Source organism: Variovorax sp. MSC1_012 (assembly GCF_023667525.1).
Taxonomy (GTDB): Bacteria; Pseudomonadota; Gammaproteobacteria; order Burkholderiales; family Burkholderiaceae_C; genus Variovorax; species Variovorax beijingensis_B.
Window position 1 is genome coordinate 1,815,109 of record NZ_CM174443.1, and the last position, 19,435, is coordinate 1,834,543.

Here is a 19,435-nt window from a genome sequence, read left to right on the forward strand (position 1 = left end):
AAGCGCCGGCACGCGGCAAGGTCTCCGACTTTCAGTCCGATGTGGTCGTACATGGCGATGACTTTCTGCTCGATGGGTGGATCAGGCGGTCATCATTGAACAGCGCGGCCAGGCGGTCTTGGAAAATCTTGCGATCGCCCTTGGCGGCCTGGCGAAAGCCACGCGGCGATACCCCGGCCGCGCGGTGGAAGGTGCGAACGAAGTTGCTCAGGTCGGCAAAACCGACGTCGAAGGCCACGTCGGTTACGGGCCGTTCGTCGTCCGCCAGCAGCCGCGCCGCGCGGCGCAGGCGCGAGCGGACCAGGTACTGGTGCGGCGTGACGCCGAGCACCTGCGAGAACAGGCGCAGGAAGTGGAACGAACTCAGTCCCGCTTCGGACGCCGCAGTTTCGAGGCCGATGTCGTCATGCGAGTTCGCATCGATCCACATCGCCGCATCGACCGCACGGCGCCTGTCGCGTGCCGCGGCGGATTGCGGCGTGGGTTTGCTGCGCCCTTCCATCACCTTGACGAAACGGCTCGCGAACCACATGCCCAGCTCGTCGAGTCCCGCATCGCTCTGCCCCTCGACCGCGGCCTGCACAAGTTCGCCGAGCACTATCAGTTCGGGCAGCGGCGGAAGCCCTGCCGTGCGCCAGGTCCGCTGGTCGCCGCCGATCAGGTCGACGAAGCCCGGCGACAGATGGAACGCCAGGCATTCGTCGCCACAGACATGGTGGTCGTGGGTGCAGACGTATTCATCGCCTGGACAGCCCACCAGCACCGAACCGGCCACCAGCTCATAAGCGCTGCCGCGCGTGCGGTAGCCAAAGCTGCCCTTGCGCACGTACGAAACCGAATAGTCCGAGTGCATCTCGGTGAACGGCTGCGCTCCAGGACCCGCGTCACAGCGGTAGCTCGACACGCGGATCGCGTCGGTCTGCAGTTCGGTGGTGACGAGCATGGTGTGTGCGCCCTTCGATCACCCGGCCTGAAGATGCTCAGTCGATGGTGTGCATCGCCTGCCACACGCGCGCCGGGCTCAGCGGCATGTGCAGGCGCGGAGCGCTCGCCGCAAGGCCGTTGCGCGCAAAGGCATCGGCCACGGCGTTCACGATGGCCGGCGTGGCGCCGATGGTGCCCAGCTCGCCCACGCCCTTCACGCCCAGCGGGTTGTTGGCGCACGGCGTCGACTCGTCCATTTCCATGTGGAACATGGCCTGGACGATGTCCGCACGCGGCGCGGCGTAGTCCATGAGGCTGCCGGTGAGCGGCTGGCCGGTTTCGTTGTCGTACACCACCTGCTCGTACAGCGCCTGGCCGATGCCCTGAACCGCGCCGCCCTCGAGCTGGCCGCGAACGATCATCGGGTTGATCACGCGGCCCACGTCGTTGACCGAGCTGTAGGCCACCACGCTGATCTCGCCCGTGGGCGGATCGATTTCGATCTCGCAGACGTGGCAGCCGTTGGGCCAGGTCGGCCCGGCCACAGTGCTGGTGGAGTCGACGAAGATCTCGCGCTCGGGCTGCTTGCCCGCCAGCGCGAACAGGTCGAGCTCCAGATCGGTGCCGGCCACGGTGAAGACGCCGCGGGTGTAGGTGATGTCGTCGATGGCGGCTTCGAACTCCTGGGCCGCGAGCGCGCGCGCCTTGTCGATGGTGCGTTCGGCGCCGATGCGGACCGCCGAGCCGCCGGTGAAGAGGGAGCGCGAACCGGCGCTGCCGAAGCCGTCGCCACGGTCGGTGTCGCCGAGCACGACGCGCACCTTCTCGATCGGCACGCCGAAGGCATCGACCGCCAGCTGCGCAAGCGAGGTGGCAATGCCCTGCCCCATGGCATTGACGGCGGAGAACACCTCGATCACGCCATCGGCCTGCACCGAGACCGTGACGCGCTCCTCGAACACATTGCCGCCGGTCCATTCGAGAAAGGTGGCAATGCCCAGGCCGCGGTGCTTGCCGTTGTTCGCCGACTCGGCAGCACGGGCCTCGAAGCCCTGCCAGTCGGCCAGCGCCAGCGCCTGGTCCATCACCGACTCGAACTTGCCGGTGTCGTAGGTCTGCGCCATCGGGTTCTTATAGGGCATCTGCTCGGGGCGGATGAAGTTGCGGCGGCGCAGCGCGATGCGGTCGATGCCGGTCTGGCGGGCGGCCTCGTCCATCAGGCGCTCGATGGTGAAGATCGCCTCGGGACGGCCTGCGCCGCGGTAGGCGCCCGTGGGCGCGGTGTTGGTGAGCACCGCCTTGAAATGGAAGTCGATGGTCTGGATGTCGTAGACGCTGGTCTGCACCCACGGGCCGATCAGGAGCTGGATCGCAACGCCGGTGCCGGTGGCATAGGCACCGACGTTGGCCAGCGTCCTGATGCGCAGCGCAAGGATCTTTCCGTCCGCATCGAGCGCGAGTTCGGCCCTGGCTTCGATGTCGCGGCCGTGCGCGCTCGAAAGAAACTCCTCGCTGCGGTCGGCCACCCACTTCACGGGACGCCCGACCTGCAGCGCCGCAAACGCAACGGCAATGTCCTCCGGATAGGCACCGGTCTTCATGCCGAAGCCGCCGCCCACGTCGCCCACCACCACGCGCACCTTTTCCTTCGCGAGGCCGATGGCGGCGCAGATCGAATCACGCACGCCCGAAGGCATCTGCGTGCTCATGCGGATGGTGAGGCGGCCGGATTCGGCGTCAGGCGCCGCGAGCACCGAGCGCGGCTCGATGGTCAGCGCAACCACGCGCTGGTTGACCACGTCGAGCGCTACCACGTGCTTCGCCTTGGCAAAGGCGGCCGTTGCAGCGTCGCTGCTGCCGTGGCGCATTTCAGCGGCGACGTTGCCGGTGGCTTCCTCGCACAGCAGCGGCGCGCCGTCGGCGGTGGCGCTTGCGAGGTCGACCACCATGGGAAGCGCTTCGTAGTCGACCATCACCGCCTCGGCGGCATCGCGCGCCTGCTGGACGGTTTCGGCCACCACCGCGGCCACGGCCTCACCCACGAAGCGGGCTGTGCCATGCGCCATGGCCAGGCGCGGGGGGCTGGCGCAGTCGCTGCCGTCGGCCCGCTTGAAGCCCACGGCGCCCGGCATCGGCTTGACGCCGGCTTCGGCCAGTTCAGAGCCGGTGATCACACGCAGCACGCCGGGCATGGCGGTGGCGGCGGCCGTGTCGATCGACACGATGCGCGCATGCGGATAGGGGGACCGAAGAAAGACGAGATGCGTCTGGCCGGGAAGCGCGACGTCGTCGGTATAGCGGCCTGCACCAGACAGCAGGCTCTCGTCCTCGAGGCGGCGCACTGCCTGGCCGCTGCCGAAACGCGTGGGGGTGGAATCAGTGGTCAACGTGGTCCTCTTGGGCGGGCCTCGGCCGGGCAACGCTGGCCCGGCGGGTCCGCATGGAGTGCAAATGGGGGAAGCAGCACTATATGGGCTTCGGATAGTCTTGTGCGCTTCACGGGCGGCGCCTGTGGCGCGCGGGCCGCAATCGTTTGCCCTTCCCGCTGCAGGACGGGCATTTTCCCGGCCTCGGCCGAAGCGTGGGCGAAGCCGTGTATACCTACGGCCATGCAACAACTGCCCTGGCTCGAACCCGGCGACGCACTGCCCGACCCCGCCTCCGCCTGGGGCGAGCACGATCCCGTACCCGGGCTGCTCGCCGCCGGCGGAGCGCTCGACGTCGACACCCTGGTGCATGCCTACGGCCGCTGCGTGTTCCCCTGGTTCAGCGAAGACCAGCCGATTCTCTGGTGGAGCCCCGACCCGCGCATGGTGCTGCAGGTGGCCGAATTCAAGCTCCACCGGTCGCTGCGCAAGACGCTGGCCCGCTTCACCCGGACCGCCGGCTGCGAGGTGCGCATCGACCACGATTTCGCCTCGGTCATCGCGGCCTGCTCTCAATCGCCCCGCACCGGCCAATCGGGCACGTGGATCGTGCCGGACATGGTGGAAGCCTACATGGCGATGCATCGGGCCGGCCACGCGCACAGTGTGGAAACCTGGATCGACGGCAAGCTCGCAGGCGGCCTCTACTGCGTGGGGCTGGGGCGCGCGGTGTTCGGCGAGTCGATGTTCACGCGCCGCCCGGACGCCTCCAAGATCGCGCTGGCTGCACTGGTGTGCCTGTGCCGCCGCTTCCAGGTGAAGATGATCGACTGCCAGCAGAACACCTCCCACCTGGCCAGCCTGGGAGCCCGCGAAATGTCGCGCAGCCGCTTCGTGGCGCACGTGGCCAAGGCCCGGGAACAACCGGGGCCACAGTGGCATTTCGAGCCCGTATACTGGGCAGAACTCCTTTCCGCGCGACCTTCCGGACCGACGTGACGCACCTCAAGGATCTTCCGCTTCACACGCTGCAGTTCTACGCGACGGCGCCCTACCCCTGCAGCTACCTGCCGGACCGCCAGGCCCGCTCGCAGGTGGCCACGCCCAGCCACCTGATCCACAACGACGCCTACTCCGACCTGGTGCTCAGCGGCTTTCGGCGTAGCGGCATGTTCACCTACCGGCCCTATTGCGACGGTTGCCGCGCCTGCATACCGCTGCGCGTGCTGGTCGACAGCTTCCAGCCCAGCCGCAGCCAGCGCCGCGCCGTGAAGCAGCACAAGAACCTGCTGGCGCGCGTGCTCAAGCTGTGCTTCGTGCCCGAGCACTACAAGCTCTATCTGCGCTACCAGACCGGCCGCCACGCCGGCGGCGGCATGGACCACGACAGCATTGACCAGTACACCCAGTTCCTGCTGCAGAGCCGGGTCAACTCCAGGCTGGTCGAATTCCGCGAGACGCTGCCGGACGGCACGGCGGGCGCGCTCAAGATGGTGTCGATCCTCGATGTGCTGAACGACGGCATCTCCGCGGTCTATACCTTCTACGAACCCGACAGCAGCGCCGGCTACGGCACCTACAGCGTGATGTGGCAGATCGAGCAGGCGCGCAAGCTCGGCCTGCCGCACGTCTATCTCGGCTACTGGATCGAAGGCAGCGCCAAGATGAACTACAAGGCGCGCTTTGCGCCGCACGAACTGCTGATCGACGGACGCTGGCAAGCACCATCCGATTTCACAAAGTAAAATGGCGCCCGGTCCACACCGCATCGCGCCATGAGAAAAAACCAATCCGACGTTCCTGCCGTTCCAGTCATCCAGGTGATCGAGCGCATGTTCGCGCTGATCGACGTGCTCGCCTCCCGCGAGGAGGCCATTTCGCTGAAGGAAATCAGCGAGAAGACGGGCCTGCACCCCTCCACCACCCACCGCATCCTCAATGACCTGGCGGTCGGCCGCTTCGTCGACCGGCCCGAGGCCGGCAGCTACCGGCTCGGCATGCGGCTGCTGGAACTCGGCAACCTCGTCAAGGGCCGGCTCAACGTGCGCGACGCCGCGCTGGGGCCGATGCGCGAGCTGCACAAGCTGACCCAGCAGCCCGTCAACCTCAGCATGCGCCAGGGCGACGAGATCGTCTACATCGAGCGCTCGTACAGCGAGCGTTCGGGCATGCAGGTGGTGCGCGCCATCGGCGGGCGGGCTGCCCTGCACCTGACCTCCACCGGCAAGCTGTTCCTGGCGGCCGACGATCCGCAGCGCGTGCGCAGCTACGCCACGCGAACCGGCCTGGCCGGCCACACGCGCAACAGCATCACGCAACTGCCTGCGCTCGAGCGTGAACTGTCGAAGGCGCGCCAGTACGGCATCGCACGCGACAACGAGGAACTCGAACTGGGCGTGCGCTGCATGGCCGCCGGCATCTACGACGACCAGGGCAAACTGGTGGCGGGATTGTCGATTTCCGCGCCCGCAGACCGGCTGGACGAAGGATGGCTGCCCAAGCTGCAGGCCACGGCCAACGAAATCTCGGGGGCGCTTGGCTACAAGGATGCCGCAGCCGCGGCGGCCGCGGGCCCGGCGGCGATCGGCACCAGCATCGCTTCAGGCCCCAGCGGGGGCTGATCGGCTGGTCCCGCCGGCGGTTCTCGACTGCCGCCCCTGTTCAGGACGGTGGGTTCGATCAGCCGGCGACCTGGTAGGCCGCAGCGCTGCGCGATGCAGCCGGCGAGCCCGTCGAGGCATGGGTGGCCTCGACCCAGCGTCGAACGCGTTCCGCATCGGCAATACGGCTGAACTTGCCGGCCGAATCCAGGAACACCATGATCAGCTTGCGCCCCGCCACCTTGGCCTGCATCACGAGGCACTGGCCGGCTTCGGAGATGTAGCCCGTCTTCTGCACGCCAATTTCCCAATCCGGGCTCTTCACGAGACGGTTGGTGGTGTTGAACTGGAGCACGCGGTTGCCTACCTCGACCTGGTATTCAGGCGAAGTCGACAGCGAGCGCACCGTGGCGTCGGAATAGGCGGCATTGACGAGCAGCGCGAGGTCCTGCGCACTCGACTGGTTGCGGCTCGACAGGCCGGTGGGCTCCACGTAGCGCGTGTCCTTCATGCCGAGCATCTTCGCCTTGGCGTTCATGATGCTCACGAAGGTTGCGAGGCCACCGGGATAGGTGCGGCCCAGTGCATGCGCCGCGCGGTTTTCGCTCGACATCAGGGCCAGGTGCAGGAGTTCGCCGCGCGACAGCGTGGTGCCGACCGTCAGGCGCGAACGGCTGCCCTTTTCGGTGTCGACGTCGTCCTGCGTGATGGTGATCAGCTCGTCGTTCGGAAGATGCGCTTCGCTGATCAGCAGGCCGGTCATCAGTTTGGTGAGCGATGCGATCGGGAGCACCGCATGGTCGTTCTTGCTGAACAGCACTTCGTGCGTGTCCTGGTCGATCACCAGCGCGACGCTCGACTTCAGGTCGAGCACGTCATCGGTTCCGTGCAGACCGGCCAGTTGCCCGAAGGACTGGCGCGCGGGCGTTTCGACGCGAACCACCGAGCGGCGTTGCACGGCAACCACGGTCTTGCCGTTCTTCTGGCGAATGGAGGCCACCACGTTGCGGCCGCCACGAACGACCTTCTCGCTTCGATCGGCCTTGCCGCCACGCGGCGCCTTGGCGGAACGTTTGACTTCCACCGGCACCGGCCCCTTGGCCTTCTTGGCCACGGCGGTCTTGGCTGCGGTTGTTTTTTCCTTCTTGGCGGCCTGTGCACCGGACAGCAAAAACGCCGTGGCGCAGAGCGCGACGGCGACGAATTTGACTGCGGGCAAGAACCGCTGGCTGGAAACTCGGCGGGGGCGGGTTTCAGGCATTAATAAATCTCCAGCGGCGAAATTGAGAACCGCAGTGTATCCAAATCAAAAAAGGCACGCAATATCAGTTACTTGCGTCCTGTTCTTCAATCGAATAACAAGAACCGCCCGTCACCTAACCTTGTGCCGCCACTTTCTCAGCTTGGCTCTGTAACTTGTTGAGCGCACTCAAATAAGCCTTTGCCGATGCGACCACGATGTCCGGATCTGCCCCGACACCATTGACCACCCGCCCCGCATTTTGTAACCGAACTGTAACTTCTCCTTGGCTTTCTGTCGAGCCACTTATCGCGTTGACAGAGTAAAGCACCATCTCCGCACCACTCCTGACGTGCGATTCGATGGCCTTGAGAGAAGCATCGACCGGGCCGTTGCCGTCGGATTCACCGGTGACTTCCTTGCCTTGAACGGTGAAAACAACCTTGGCCTGGGGACGTTCGCCGGTTTCACTGTGCTGCGAGAGTGAGACAAAAGCAAACTGTTCGTCAACGTTCGAATGCTCTTCGGCGCTGACGAGCGCAAGGATGTCCTCGTCGAAAATTTCGGACTTGCGGTCTGCCAGTTCCTTGAAACGCGAGAAGGCGGCGTTGATGTCGGCTTCGCCAGCCATCGTCACGCCCAGTTCCTGCAGACGCTGCTTGAATGCATTGCGCCCGCTGAGCTTGCCAAGCACGATCTTGTTGGCGGCCCAGCCCACGTCTTCGGCCCGCATGATCTCGTAGGTGTCGCGGGCCTTGAGCACGCCGTCCTGGTGAATGCCCGAGGCGTGCGCGAAGGCGTTGGCGCCCACCACGGCCTTGTTGGGCTGCACCACGAAGCCGGTGGTCTGGCTCACCATGCGGCTCGCAGCCACGATGTGCGTGGTGTCGATGTTGAGGTCCAGGCCGAAGTAGTCCCTGCGCGTCTTGACCGCCATCACCACTTCCTCGAGCGAGCAGTTGCCCGCGCGCTCGCCCAGGCCGTTGATGGTGCATTCGACCTGGCGCGCGCCGCCGATCTTCACGCCCGCCAGCGAGTTGGCCACCGCCATGCCGAGGTCGTTGTGGCAATGCACCGACCAGATCGCCTTGTCGCTGTTGGGCACGCGCTCGCGCAGCATCTTGATGAAGTTGCCGTAGAGCTCGGGAATGGCGTAGCCCACGGTGTCGGGCACGTTGATGGTGGTCGCGCCCTCGTTGATCACGGTCTCCAGCACGCGGCAGAGAAAATCGGGGTCGCTGCGGTAGCCGTCCTCGGGGCTGAACTCCACGTCGGACACCAGATTGCGCGCAAAGCGCACGGCGAGCTTCGCCTGCTCGTGCACTTCGTCCGGCGACATGCGCAGCTTCTTTTCCATGTGAAGCGGCGAAGTCGCGATGAAGGTGTGGATGCGCCCGCGCGCCGCGCCCTTGAGTGCCTCGGCCGCGCGCGAGATGTCGCGGTCGTTGGCGCGCGACAGGCCGCACACCGTCGACTCCTTGATGATGTCGGCAATGGCCTTGACGGCTTCGAAGTCGCCGTTCGAGCTGGCTGGAAAGCCCGCTTCGATGACGTCGACCTTGAGCCGTTCGAGCTGCTTGGCGATGCGCATCTTCTCGTCGCGCGTCATCGAGGCACCGGGCGATTGCTCGCCGTCGCGCAAGGTGGTGTCGAAAATAATGAGTTGGTCGGTCATCGTGGATCTCCTTGGTTCGTTGGCACCTTGCGCGTACGGCGGGGAACGGCGTCAGGCGAGCTCAACCACCGATTGTGCGCTGTGCGCGCCGCGGGTCCGCGCGCGCTGCACGCCCGAGACAATGGCCTTCAGCGAAGCCGAGATCACGTTCGCGTCGATGCCCACGCCGAACAGCGTCTGGGCCTCGTCCACGCGCAGCTCGAGGTACGCCACCGACTTGGCATCGGCACCCGCGCCGATGGCGTGCTGGTGGTAGTCCATCACGCGCACGGTATGGCCGGTGGCCTTGCTCAGTGCCTGCGTGAAGGCGTCGATCGGCCCGTTGCCGCGGCCTTCGATGGCGCAGATCTCGCCGTCCCAGGGCAGGTCGCCGCGCAGCACCACCGAGGCGCTGGCGCCCTCGCCTTCTTCCTCGATCACGCGGTGCTGCAAAGAATGCGCGGCCTCAAGGCCGTATTCGCGCACGAACAGCTCCCAGAGGTCGGCGGCAGTGAGCTCCTTGCCGGCCACGTCCATCACGCGCTGCACGGCCTGCATGAATTCCATCTGCAGGCGGCGCGGCATCTCGAGGCCGTATTCACTCTCGAGCAGGTAGGCCATGCCGCCCTTGCCCGACTGGCTGTTGACGCGGATCACGGCCTCGTAGCTGCGGCCCACGTCCTTCGGGTCGATCGGCAGGTAGGGCATGTCCCAGATGTCGCCGTCCTTGCGTGCCGCGAAGGCCTTCTTGATTGCATCCTGGTGCGAACCCGAGAACGAGGTGTAGACGAGATCGCCCACATACGGGTGGCGCGGATGCACCGGGATCTGGTTGCAGTGCTCGACCGTCGCGCGGATCTCGTCGATGTTCGAGAAATCGAGTTCGGGCGAAACGCCCTGCGTGTAGAGGTTGAGCGCGACGTTCACAAGGTCGAGATTGCCGGTGCGCTCGCCGTTGCCGAACAGGCAGCCCTCGATGCGCTCGGCGCCCGCCATCAGCGCCAGTTCGCCAGCCGCCGTGCCGGTGCCGCGGTCGTTGTGCGGGTGCACGCACAGCACGATCGAATCGCGGCGCGCGAGGTTGCGGTGCATCCACTCGATCATGTCGGCAAAGATGTTCGGCGTGGAATGCTCGACCGTGGTGGGCAGGTTGACGATGCACTTGCGCTCTGGCGTCGGCGCCCAGACCTCCGTCACCGCGTCGACCACGCGCTTGGAGAACACGACGTCCGTGCCCGAGAACATTTCGGGCGAATACTGGAAGGTCCATTTCGTGGCCGGTTGCTTGGCGGCGAATTCGTTGAACATGCGCGCATGGCTGCTCGCGAGTTCGACGATCTGGTCTTCGTTCATGCCAAGCACCACGCGACGCATCACGGGCGCCACGGCGTTGTAGAGGTGAACGATCGCGCGTGGTGCGCCCTGCAGCGATTCGAAGGTGCGCGCGATGAGGTGGTCGCGCGCCTGCGTCAGCACCTGGATCGTCACGTCGTCGGGAATGCGGTCTTCCTCGATGAGCTTGCGCACGAAGTCGAATTCGACTTGCGAGGCGGAGGGAAAGCCGACTTCGATTTCCTTGAAGCCGATGGCCACGAGCGTCTCGAACATGCGCATCTTGCGCGCGATGTCCATCGGCTCGACCAGCGCCTGGTTGCCATCGCGCAGGTCGGTCGACAGCCAGATCGGGGCCTTGGTCAGCACGGCATCGGGCCAGGTGCGGTCCTTGAGGCCGATCGGGGCGAATGCGCGGTATTTGGCTTGAGGTTGCTTCAGCATGTCGATTTCTCTGTGATGGTTGGAATCAACCAGCAACCCCAAAGACAAACGGCCCGTTGCTGGTGCGAACGGGCCGTGGTGAGGGATTTGCGCGTGCGCTACCGTCTCCGCCCGTGAGGGAGGGCTAGTAGGGCCAGCAGCGAAATCTTGGTCATGAGGGTTGCGAATGTAGCACAAGCCGGCTTCAGTTATGCAAGCCCCGCTCGTCGGGCTCTTCGGTCGAGGTGCTGATCACGCTCGCCTGCTGCCCCTTGGCCTTGCGCCACGCATAGACCACATAGCCGCTCAGGCCATAGGCCACGAAGAGGCCGAAAAGCACCGTCGGCGGATGGATGTTGATGACCGCGATGCCGAGCGCGATGAGCACGATCACCACGAAAGGCACGCTCCTCTTCATCTGGACGTCCTTGAAGCTGTAGAACGGCGCATTGGTGACCATCGAAAGTCCGGCATAGAGCGTGAACGCGAAGGTGATCCACGTGATCTGCGTCCACGAGAGATACAGCACCTCGCCGCCGCGCTTGCCCCACTCGGTCATGAGCCAGATGAAGCCGGCCACGAGCGCCGCCGCCGCCGGCGACGGCAGCCCCTGGAACCAGCGCTTGTCGACCACGCCGGTATTGACGTTGAAGCGCGCCAGCCGCAGCGCCGCGCAGGCGCAATAGACGAAGGCCGCGATCCAGCCCCAGCGGCCCAGGCCCTTGAGCGACCATTCGTAGGCGATGAGCGCAGGAGCGGCACCGAACGACACCATGTCCGACAGCGAATCCATCTGCTCGCCGAACGCGCTCTGCGTGTTGGTCATGCGGGCCACGCGGCCGTCCAGGCTGTCGAGGATCATTGCGGCGAAGACGCCGAGCGCCGCAAGATCGAAGCGCGCGTTCATCGCCATCACGACCGAATAGAAGCCGCCGAACAGCGCAGCGAGCGTGAACAGGTTCGGCAGAATGTAGATGCCCTTGCGGCGCTTGCGCGGCGGCACTTCGTCGGGAACCGTGTCGTCATGCATGGTATTTGCCTCCGTCCCTCGTGGGCACCGCGCGAACAGCTATCCATCCGATAGCTTGCTGGTCTGTAAATCGCATGGGTTCGCAGTGTAGTTCAGGGGGATGGTTCGCCCCCTCATGAAAAAAGGCCACCCCAGCGGGTGGCCCTCGGAAAACGGGTGCCGCGGCACCCGCTTCATTGGCGGATCAGTTGCGGGTCTGGTCGACCAGCTTGTTCTTCTTGATCCACGGCATCATCGCGCGCAGCTTCTCGCCGACGACTTCGATCTGGTGCTCGGAATTCAGGCGGCGGCGGCTGATCAGCGTGGGAGCGCCGGCAGCGTTTTCCAGCACGAAGCTCTTGGCGTATTCGCCGGTCTGGATGTCCTTGAGCACTTGCTTCATGACCTTCTTGGTCTCTTCGGTCACGATGCGCGGGCCGGTGACGTACTCGCCGTATTCGGCGTTGTTCGAGATCGAGTAGTTCATGTTGGCGATGCCGCCTTCATAGATCAGGTCGACGATCAGCTTGAGCTCGTGCAGGCATTCGAAGTACGCCATTTCGGGCGCGTAGCCGGCTTCCACCAGCGTTTCGAAACCGGCCTTGATCAGCTCGACCGTGCCGCCGCACAGAACCGCTTGTTCGCCGAACAGGTCGGTTTCGGTTTCTTCGCGGAAGTTGGTTTCGATGATGCCGGCCTTGCCGCCGCCGTTGGCGGTGGCGTAGCTCAGCGCGAGGTCGCGCGCCTTGCCGGTCTTGTCCTGGTGCACGGCCACGAGGTGGGGCACGCCGCCGCCTTGCGTGTAGGTGCTGCGCACGGTGTGGCCGGGGGCCTTGGGAGCGACCATCCACACGTCGAGGTCGGCGCGCGGCTGAACGAAGCCGTAGTGCACGTTGAAGCCGTGCGCGAAGACCAGCGAAGCGCCTTCCTTGATGTTCGGTGCCACGTCGTTCTTGTAGACGTTGGCGATCTGCTCGTCGGGCAGCAGGATCATGACCACGTCGGCGGCCTTCACGGCGTCGGCCACTTCGGCGACCTTGAGGCCGGCCTTCTCGACCTTGGGCCAGGAGGCACCGCCCTTGCGCAGGCCGACCACGACCTTGACGCCGCTGTCGTTCAGGTTCTGCGCATGCGCATGGCCTTGCGAGCCGTAACCGATGATTGCGACCGTCTTGCCCTTGATGAGGCTGAGGTCGGCGTCCTTGTCGTAGTAAACCTTCATGATGCGTCTTTCCTATTTAATCTCTGGCACCCCCTGCGCGGGGGTGCGTTCACTCACAGTTGGCCGGAGGGATTCCGGTCCTTCATTTGCTGGTTGATGGACACGAGGTTGTCGTGAATGCGGAACAGCAGGATCAGCAATTCGCTGTAGACGCGAACCATGATCGCGCCAAAAATCAAGATGGCGAAGCCGGTAAGAATGCCTTTGAAGCCGCCGCTGAAAAGCGCGCCCACGCCGGAAATCAATACCACCAGCAACCCCAGGAAATACAGTATCCGGATGACGATCGGGGTGACCATCTTCTCGAAGCCCAGCAAGTCTTGCATTACCTTCTCCTCGTGTGTTGGTTTAGAACAGTGGAACTGAGGGGATCTTCACCCCCTACACGCGCAGGATGCGCTCGCCGCGCCCGATGCCGCTGGCACCGGTGCGGACAGTCTCGAGGATAGCGCTACGGTCGATCGCTTCCAGGAAAGCGTCGTTCTTGCCGTGGTCGCCGGTGAGTTCGATGGTGTAGCTCTTGTCCGTGACGTCGATGATGCGGCCGCGGAAGATCTCGGCCATGCGCATCATTTCCTCGCGCTCCTTGCCGACTGCGCGCACCTTCACCATCATGAGTTCGCGCTCCGTGTACGCGCCTTCGGTCAGGTCGACGACCTTCACCACTTCGATCAGCCGGTTGAGATGCTTGGTGATCTGCTCGATCACGTCGTCCGAGCCGGCGGTGACGATGGTCATGCGCGAGAGGCTCGCGTCCTCGGTCGGGGCGACCGTGAGCGATTCGATGTTGTAGCCACGGGCCGAGAACAGGCCCACCACGCGGGAAAGAGCCCCCGGCTCGTTTTCCAGCAGCACTGCGATGATGTGTTTCATGTTTGCGTGACTCCTCTTTTCGCCTGCGCGGAAGCTTTCGCTTTCGCCGCCCTCCCCCGTGCACGGTAATGCGCGGGCTCGGCGGGCAATAGATTCGTCAAAGAATTGGACGATAACCCGGTCCTTCGGACGCGGGAACTTGTGGCTTCGCTCTACCTAGAGATCCTCGGAGCCCAGCAGCATCTCGGTGATGCCCATGCCGGCCTTGACCATCGGGAACACGTTCTCGGTGGGGTCCGTGCGGAAATCCATGAACACCGTGCGGTCCTTGAGCTTGCGTGCTTCGCGCAGCGCCGGCTCCACGTCCTGCGGACGCTCGATCAGCATGCCAACGTGCCCGTAGGCCTCGGCCAGCTTCACGAAGTTGGGCAGCGCATCCATGTAGCTGTGGCTGTAGCGGCCGGAGTATTCGATCTCCTGCCACTGGCGCACCATGCCCAGGTAGCGGTTGTTGAGCGAGCAGATCTTGATCGGCGTGTTGTACTGCAGGCAGGTGGAGAGTTCCTGGATGCACATCTGCACCGAGCCTTCGCCGGTGATGGTGAACACTTCCGAATCGGGCTTCGCGAGCTTGATGCCCATGGCGTACGGAATGCCCACGCCCATGGTGCCCAGGCCGCCCGAGTTGATCCAGCGGCGCGGCTCGTCGAAGCGGTAGTACTGCGCAGCCCACATCTGGTGCTGGCCCACGTCCGACGTGATGTACGCGTCGGCGTCCTTGGTCATGTTCCAGAGGGTTTCGACCACGTACTGCGGCTTGATCACGTCCTTGTTGCCGCGGTCGTACTTGAGGCAGTCGCGCGAGCGCCAGGTCTCGATGGTCTTCCACCAGTCGGCCAGCGCACCGGCGTCGGGCTTGGTGGTGCTCTCGCGGATCATCGAGATCAGCTCGGTGAGCACGTCCTTCACGTCGCCGACGATCGGGATGTCGACCTTCACGCGCTTGGAGATGCTCGACGGATCGATGTCGACGTGGATGATCTTGCGTTCGTTCGTCGCAAAGTGCTTGGGATTGCCGATCACGCGGTCGTCGAAACGCGCGCCCACGGCCAGCAGCACGTCGCAGTTCTGCATTGCGTTGTTGGCTTCGATGGTGCCATGCATGCCCAGCATGCCCAGGAACTTGCGGTCGCTCGCCGGGTACGCGCCCAGGCCCATCAGCGTGTTGGTGACAGGATATCCAAGCATGTCGACCAGCGTGCGCAGTTCGTTGCAGGCGTTGCCCAGCAGCACGCCGCCGCCCGTATAGATGTAGGGGCGCTTGGCGTTCAGCAGTAGCTGCAGTGCCTTGCGGATCTGGCCGCCGTGGCCCTTGCGCACCGGGTTGTACGAGCGCATCTCGACCTTGTCGGGATAGCCGGCGTAGGCCACCTTCTTGAAGGAAACGTCCTTGGGCACGTCCACCACTACCGGGCCGGGCCGGCCGCTGCGTGCGATGTGGAAGGCCTTTTTCATCGTCATGGCCAGATCCTTCGGATCCTTGACGAGGAAGTTGTGCTTCACGATGGGACGGGTGATGCCCACGGTGTCGCATTCCTGGAAGGCGTCCAGGCCGATGGCGGCGGTGGGTACCTGGCCCGAGATGATCACCATCGGGATCGAGTCCATGTACGCCGTGGCGATGCCGGTGACCGCATTGGTCAGGCCGGGGCCGGAGGTGACCAGCGCCACGCCGACCTCGCCGGTGGCGCGCGCGTAGCCGTCGGCCGCGTGGACGGCCGCCTGCTCGTGGCGTACCAGCACGTGCTGGATGGTGTCCTGCTTGTAGAACGCGTCGTAGATGTATAGAACCGCGCCGCCGGGATAGCCCCAGATGTACTGGACGCCTTCGGCCTGCAGTGCCTTGACCAGCACTTCAGCGCCCATGAGTTCTTGTGTTGGGTTGCCGGCGCCAGAGGACGCGGCTGCTGCGGAAGCGAGTTCCGCCTTCGAGATTTCCATGATCAACCTTTGGAGTTTTTTCGGGAACGAAAAACCTTGGGTGCCCCTTGCCAGCCCTTGTGGGGCCGCGCCAGGACTTGAGGCCAAAGCCATGAGCGGACTGATGTTCCGCCGGACCTTGACCCGTTTGCCTTTTGACTTGCAGCGCGGATTATGACATTGATGAGCCCGCCACCGCGCAGGAATCCCCGTGAAAAGGCACGGGGCATAATCCGCGGCAGAAAAACACAAGCGCTTCCCGACATCCCCATTTCCCACGCGGCGCCCGCGGCGCCCCCTCTCGCTTGGCCACTGAACAAGAACTTTCCGACTTTCTGAAGAGCGTCGAACGGCGTGCTTTCAAGCGCTCGGTCTACCACGTGCGGGACGAGGAGGCGGCGCTCGACATCGTGCAGGACAGCATGATGAAACTGGCGCAGCACTACGGCGACAAGCCGCCGGAAGAGCTGCCGATGCTGTTCCAGCGCATTCTTTCGAATTGCACGCTCGACTGGTTCCGCCGGCAGAAGACCCGCCGCGCCCTGTTCTCCAACCTCGGCGACTTCGAATCCGCCGGAGACGACGGGGATTTCGACCTGCTGGAGAACTTCGTCTCGCCAACCGACTCCAGAGAAACGGAGAGTGCCGAGGACACGACCCGCCGCGCCCAGATCTTCCACGAGATCGAAGAACAGATCGCGGCTTTGCCTGGTCGTCAACGCGAGGCTTTCCTGATGCGTTACTGGGAAGAAATGGATGTGGCGGAGACGGCCGCTGCAATGGGCTGCTCCGAAGGCAGCGTCAAAACCCATTGTTCGCGGGCCGTGCACGCCCTGAGCAAGGCGCTCAAAGCCAAGGGAATTTCGCTATGAACACTAAGGTTCCAACCTCTTCTTTTGCTGCCGAGGATCAATTCGGCCGGCGCGTGGCTGCACGGCTGTCTGACGGCAACCAGGAGCTGCCGCACGACATCGGCGAGCGGCTGCGGGTGGCGCGCGCACAAGCCGTCGCCATGCGCAAGCAGGCGCCGCAGTTGCGGTCGGCCTCGGTGGTCATGCAGTCCGGGCACGTGGCAACAATGGGTGGCGGCTGGTGGACCCGCATCGGCTCGGTGGTGCCCCTGCTTGCGCTGGTTGCAGGGCTGATCACCATCAGCGTGATGCAGGACGAGGATCGGGCCAGCGAACTGGCGGAAGTCGATTCCGCCCTGCTAACGGACGATCTCCCCCCTGCCGCCTACACCGACCCTGGTTTTGCCCAGTTCCTCAAGGCTGATGGCGCCTCCGACTGAGTCATCTTTCTGTTGAACGAATGCGACGTCCTCCCGTTTCCCGCACCGATACGCCTCGCCCGCTGCGCCCGCCAACGTCGGGCGCAGTCATTTGGGGAGGCGCGCTTGCCGCTGCGTTGTTCGGCCTGACGCTCGCCGGCGCCCAGCCTCGTTCCGAGCCGCCGCTCAAATCTGCCGGCGGTGCCGCGCAGGCGGCAACGGCCTCGGCTTCTTCGGCTTCGAAGACCGCTCCGGCAACCAAGCCGTACTGGAGCGAACTCACCGCGGAGCAGCAGCAGGCGCTGCGGCCGCTCGCGTCGCATTGGCACGCCCTGCACCCGGGGCACAAGCGCAAATGGCTGGCACTGTCACGCAACTACGCGAACATGTCGGCCGATGACCAAACCACCCTGCACAGCCGCATGATCGAATGGGCAGCCCTGAGCAATCAGCAGCGGGCCCAGGCGCGCCTCAACTTTGCCGAGGTGAAGCGCGTGCCTGCCGACGAACGCAAGGCCAAGTGGGAGCAGTACCAGGCCCTGAGCGAGGAAGAAAAGCGCCGGCTGGCGGAGCGCGCCCCCGCCAAGCCGCGCGGCGCCGCCATTCCGGTGCGTCCGATTCCTGCGCAGAAGCTGGTGACGGTGCCAGCCGTGACGCCGGCGGGGCAGCACACGCCCCGCATCATGCTGGCCCCGCCTGCCTCGCCCCTTCCAGCCGCAGGGCCTGCCGCCGCCGTCATGGTGGCGTCGCCGCCGGAACGCGGCCCTTCCGCCGTGTCCACACCCTCCCCGCCCGACGCGTCCGGGGCGGCGTTGCAGCCAATTCCTGCCGAGGCCCAGGTACCCCTGCCATCATCGGCGGCCGCCTCCAACCCTGCAGGCCGTGGCGCCGAGCAGTCCTCGCCCCCCTGATTCCCAAGGTTTCGATGGCTTCAAATTCTTCCGAGTTCTCGGAATCGAATCCCTCTTCATCGCTCGCAGACACTCCCTCCAGCGCTCCTCTTCTGATAGTGCCCGGCCTGTGGCGGCGAATGGCATGCTGGCTGTATGAAGGCATGCTGCTGTTCGCGGTGGTGTTCGTCGCGGGCTGGCTGTTCAGCACGCTCGGCCAGATGCGGGATGCCATGGATTCCCGCCGGCACCTGCTCCAGGCCTTCCTGTTCGTGGTGTTCGGCGTCTATTTCGTCTGGTTCTGGGCGCGCGGGCAGACGCTGGCCATGAAGACCTGGAACATCCGCATCGTCGATGCGCATGGGCGCCCCATCACCCAGACCCGCGCCCTCGCGCGCTACCTGCTCAGCTGGATCTGGTTCCTGCCGCCGCTGGCCGCCATCGCGCCTTTCAAGCTTTCGGGCGGAGAATCCACGGTGCTGATCTTCGGATGGGTCGCCGTCTGGGCATTGTTGGCGCGCTTTCACCCCGAGCGCCAGTTCTGGCACGACGCCTGGGCCGGTACGCGGCTCATAACCTCCAAGCCGATGAGCCGCCGATGAGTGCCTTGCCCAAACTTCCCGACCCCGCCGTGAACCCGCAGAAGGCCCGCAAGGGCCTGGAGCGCGTGTGGCATGCCACCCTGATCTCGCTGCATGGCCTTCGCGCAGGCTGGAGCGAGCCGGCGTTCCGCCAGGAAGCCATCATGGCCATCGTGATGATCCCGGCGGCCTTCTGGCTCGGCCGCAGCTGGGTCGAAGTAGCCCTGCTCGCCGGCAGCGCCATCCTCGTGATGATCGTCGAACTGCTCAACACCGCGGTCGAGGCCGCCATCGACCGCATCGGCCCCGAATGGCACGACCTCTCCAAGCGCGCCAAGGACATGGGAAGCGCCGCCGTGCTGCTGTCGCTCACGCTGTGCGGGGGCATCTGGCTGGCGGCGCTGTGGCAGCACTTCGCGTCATGAAGACGCCCGCCGCAAGAGGCATGATGGCGGCATGAATCCTGAATTTTCGATCTGTGTGTATTGCGGCTCGCGCCCCGGCGAGCGAGTGGAATTTTCCAGGGCTGCGGAAGCGGTCGGCCAGTGGATCGGCCAGCACCGTGGCCAGTTGGTCTACGGCGGCGGACGCACCGGCCTGATGGGTACAGTGGCCGAAGCCACCCGCAATGCCGGCGGCCGGGTCGTCGGCATCATTCCCAAGGCGCTGGTCGACCGGGAACTGGCCAATCCCCTGTGCGACGAGCTACACGTGGTCGACACCATGCACGAGCGCAAGGCCATGATGGGCGAGCGCGCCGATGCCTTCGTCGCGCTGCCGGGCGGCATCGGCACCTTCGAGGAATTGTTCGAGATCTGGACCTGGCGCCAGCTGGGCTACCACGACAAGCCCACCGGCATTCTCAATACCGCCGGCTACTACGACGGCCTGCTGGGCTTCCTGGCGCACAGCGTGCGCGAGGGCTTCATGGGCGATTGGCAGATGGAGCTGATCCGCACCGGCACCAATCCCACCGAACTGCTCAGCGCGCTGCGCGCCGAAGTGCCGCTGCACCCCCGCGACGACCGCCTGGCCGAAAACCTGTAGTCCAACAAGGCGAGGGTTTTCCAGGAATACCGTGGAACCGGCTTTGCCGGGCCGCTGGTATTGCCCCCGGCGGGGGGTAGGCGA

General features: G+C 65.0%; 19 protein-coding genes. 9 read left to right on the forward strand and 10 right to left on the reverse strand.

All coding sequences use genetic code 11. The features are described from left to right. Nucleotides 1–31 precede the first annotated feature (31 nt). Together L1081_RS08585 and L1081_RS08590 are read right to left on the reverse strand one after the other, a co-directional pair. Nucleotides 32–943, reverse strand: a complete 912-nt coding sequence (locus L1081_RS08585) for a helix-turn-helix domain-containing protein (protein ID WP_489416049.1) — start codon at nt 941–943, stop codon at nt 32–34. Nucleotides 944–980: 37 nt separating this feature from the next. Then, the gene (locus tag L1081_RS08590) at nt 981–3,311 is read right to left on the reverse strand and encodes a molybdopterin cofactor-binding domain-containing protein (protein WP_489416050.1); all 2,331 of its coding nucleotides are present in this window, start codon (nt 3,309–3,311) and stop codon (nt 981–983) included. A gap of 222 nt (nt 3,312–3,533) precedes the next feature. Between L1081_RS08590 and aat the strand changes: the two genes are divergently transcribed. Genes aat through L1081_RS08605 form a run of 3 tightly spaced genes read left to right on the forward strand, consistent with a single transcriptional unit; the run spans nt 3,534 to nt 5,911 of the window. Then, nucleotides 3,534–4,289 (forward strand): leucyl/phenylalanyl-tRNA--protein transferase, encoded by a 756-nt coding sequence (aat, locus tag L1081_RS08595; RefSeq protein ID WP_489416051.1) that lies wholly within the window; start codon nt 3,534–3,536, stop codon nt 4,287–4,289. Further along, nucleotides 4,286–5,035: an arginyltransferase gene (locus L1081_RS08600; RefSeq protein WP_489416052.1), complete on the forward strand. Its 750-nt coding sequence runs from the start codon at nt 4,286–4,288 to the stop codon at nt 5,033–5,035. The genes aat and L1081_RS08600 overlap by 4 nt, the downstream gene beginning before the upstream one ends. A 30-nt stretch (nt 5,036–5,065) precedes the next feature. Next, nucleotides 5,066–5,911: an IclR family transcriptional regulator domain-containing protein gene (locus L1081_RS08605; RefSeq protein ID WP_489416053.1), complete on the forward strand. Its 846-nt coding sequence runs from the start codon at nt 5,066–5,068 to the stop codon at nt 5,909–5,911. A 58-nt stretch (nt 5,912–5,969) separates the two neighbouring features. Here the strand turns inward: L1081_RS08605 and L1081_RS08610 are convergent, their stop codons facing one another. From L1081_RS08610 to L1081_RS08645, 8 genes are all read right to left on the reverse strand, one after another. Beyond that, the gene (locus L1081_RS08610) at nt 5,970–7,151 is read right to left on the reverse strand and encodes a serine hydrolase (RefSeq protein ID WP_489416054.1); all 1,182 of its coding nucleotides are present in this window, start codon (nt 7,149–7,151) and stop codon (nt 5,970–5,972) included. A 115-nt stretch (nt 7,152–7,266) separates the two neighbouring features. Then, a complete protein-coding gene (locus L1081_RS08615) occupies nt 7,267–8,805 on the reverse strand; it encodes a 2-isopropylmalate synthase (RefSeq protein WP_319442185.1) in 1,539 nt (512 codons plus the stop codon). 51 nt (nt 8,806–8,856) lie between these two features. Beyond that, nucleotides 8,857–10,560 carry a 2-isopropylmalate synthase gene (gene leuA / locus L1081_RS08620; RefSeq protein ID WP_489416055.1) on the reverse strand — a complete coding sequence of 568 codons (1,704 nt, stop codon included), beginning with the start codon at nt 10,558–10,560 and terminating at the stop codon, nt 8,857–8,859. 184 nt (nt 10,561–10,744) lie between these two features. Beyond that, the gene (gene pssA / locus L1081_RS08625; RefSeq protein ID WP_489416056.1) at nt 10,745–11,569 is read right to left on the reverse strand and encodes a CDP-diacylglycerol--serine O-phosphatidyltransferase; all 825 of its coding nucleotides are present in this window, start codon (nt 11,567–11,569) and stop codon (nt 10,745–10,747) included. 184 nt (nt 11,570–11,753) lie between these two features. After that, nucleotides 11,754–12,770: a ketol-acid reductoisomerase gene (gene ilvC, locus L1081_RS08630; protein ID WP_093019123.1), complete on the reverse strand. Its 1,017-nt coding sequence runs from the start codon at nt 12,768–12,770 to the stop codon at nt 11,754–11,756. Nucleotides 12,771–12,823: 53 nt separating this feature from the next. Continuing rightward, nucleotides 12,824–13,096 carry a DUF4282 domain-containing protein gene (locus L1081_RS08635; protein WP_489416057.1) on the reverse strand — a complete coding sequence of 91 codons (273 nt, stop codon included), beginning with the start codon at nt 13,094–13,096 and terminating at the stop codon, nt 12,824–12,826. Nucleotides 13,097–13,151: 55 nt separating this feature from the next. Then, nucleotides 13,152–13,643 (reverse strand): acetolactate synthase small subunit, encoded by a 492-nt coding sequence (gene ilvN, locus L1081_RS08640; RefSeq protein ID WP_012747479.1) that lies wholly within the window; start codon nt 13,641–13,643, stop codon nt 13,152–13,154. A 156-nt stretch (nt 13,644–13,799) separates the two neighbouring features. Beyond that, a complete protein-coding gene (locus L1081_RS08645) occupies nt 13,800–15,584 on the reverse strand; it encodes an acetolactate synthase 3 catalytic subunit (protein WP_489416058.1) in 1,785 nt (594 codons plus the stop codon). Between the two features lie 284 nt (nt 15,585–15,868). Between L1081_RS08645 and L1081_RS08650 the strand changes: the two genes are divergently transcribed. The 6 genes from L1081_RS08650 to L1081_RS08675 are packed head-to-tail and all read left to right on the forward strand — an operon-like array spanning nt 15,869 to nt 19,351. After that, the gene (locus tag L1081_RS08650) at nt 15,869–16,435 is read left to right on the forward strand and encodes an RNA polymerase sigma factor (RefSeq protein WP_012747477.1); all 567 of its coding nucleotides are present in this window, start codon (nt 15,869–15,871) and stop codon (nt 16,433–16,435) included. Continuing rightward, entirely contained in the window at nt 16,432–16,854 is a 423-nt protein-coding gene (locus tag L1081_RS08655; protein ID WP_489416059.1) for a DUF3619 family protein, read from the forward strand. Before L1081_RS08650 ends, L1081_RS08655 begins: the two co-directional genes overlap by 4 nt. Before the next feature lie 20 nt (nt 16,855–16,874). Next, complete coding sequence (locus L1081_RS08660; RefSeq protein ID WP_489416060.1) at nt 16,875–17,744, forward strand: DUF3106 domain-containing protein; 870 nt, start codon at nt 16,875–16,877, stop codon at nt 17,742–17,744. Between the two features lie 14 nt (nt 17,745–17,758). Further along, nucleotides 17,759–18,325, forward strand: a complete 567-nt coding sequence (locus L1081_RS08665) for an RDD family protein (protein WP_489416061.1) — start codon at nt 17,759–17,761, stop codon at nt 18,323–18,325. Beyond that, nucleotides 18,322–18,729 (forward strand): diacylglycerol kinase, encoded by a 408-nt coding sequence (locus L1081_RS08670; protein ID WP_489416062.1) that lies wholly within the window; start codon nt 18,322–18,324, stop codon nt 18,727–18,729. The genes L1081_RS08665 and L1081_RS08670 overlap by 4 nt, the downstream gene beginning before the upstream one ends. Nucleotides 18,730–18,760: 31 nt before the next feature. Next, nucleotides 18,761–19,351, forward strand: coding sequence for an LOG family protein (locus L1081_RS08675; RefSeq protein WP_319432289.1), 591 nt, complete (start codon nt 18,761–18,763; stop codon nt 19,349–19,351). Nucleotides 19,352–19,435 lie beyond the last annotated feature (84 nt).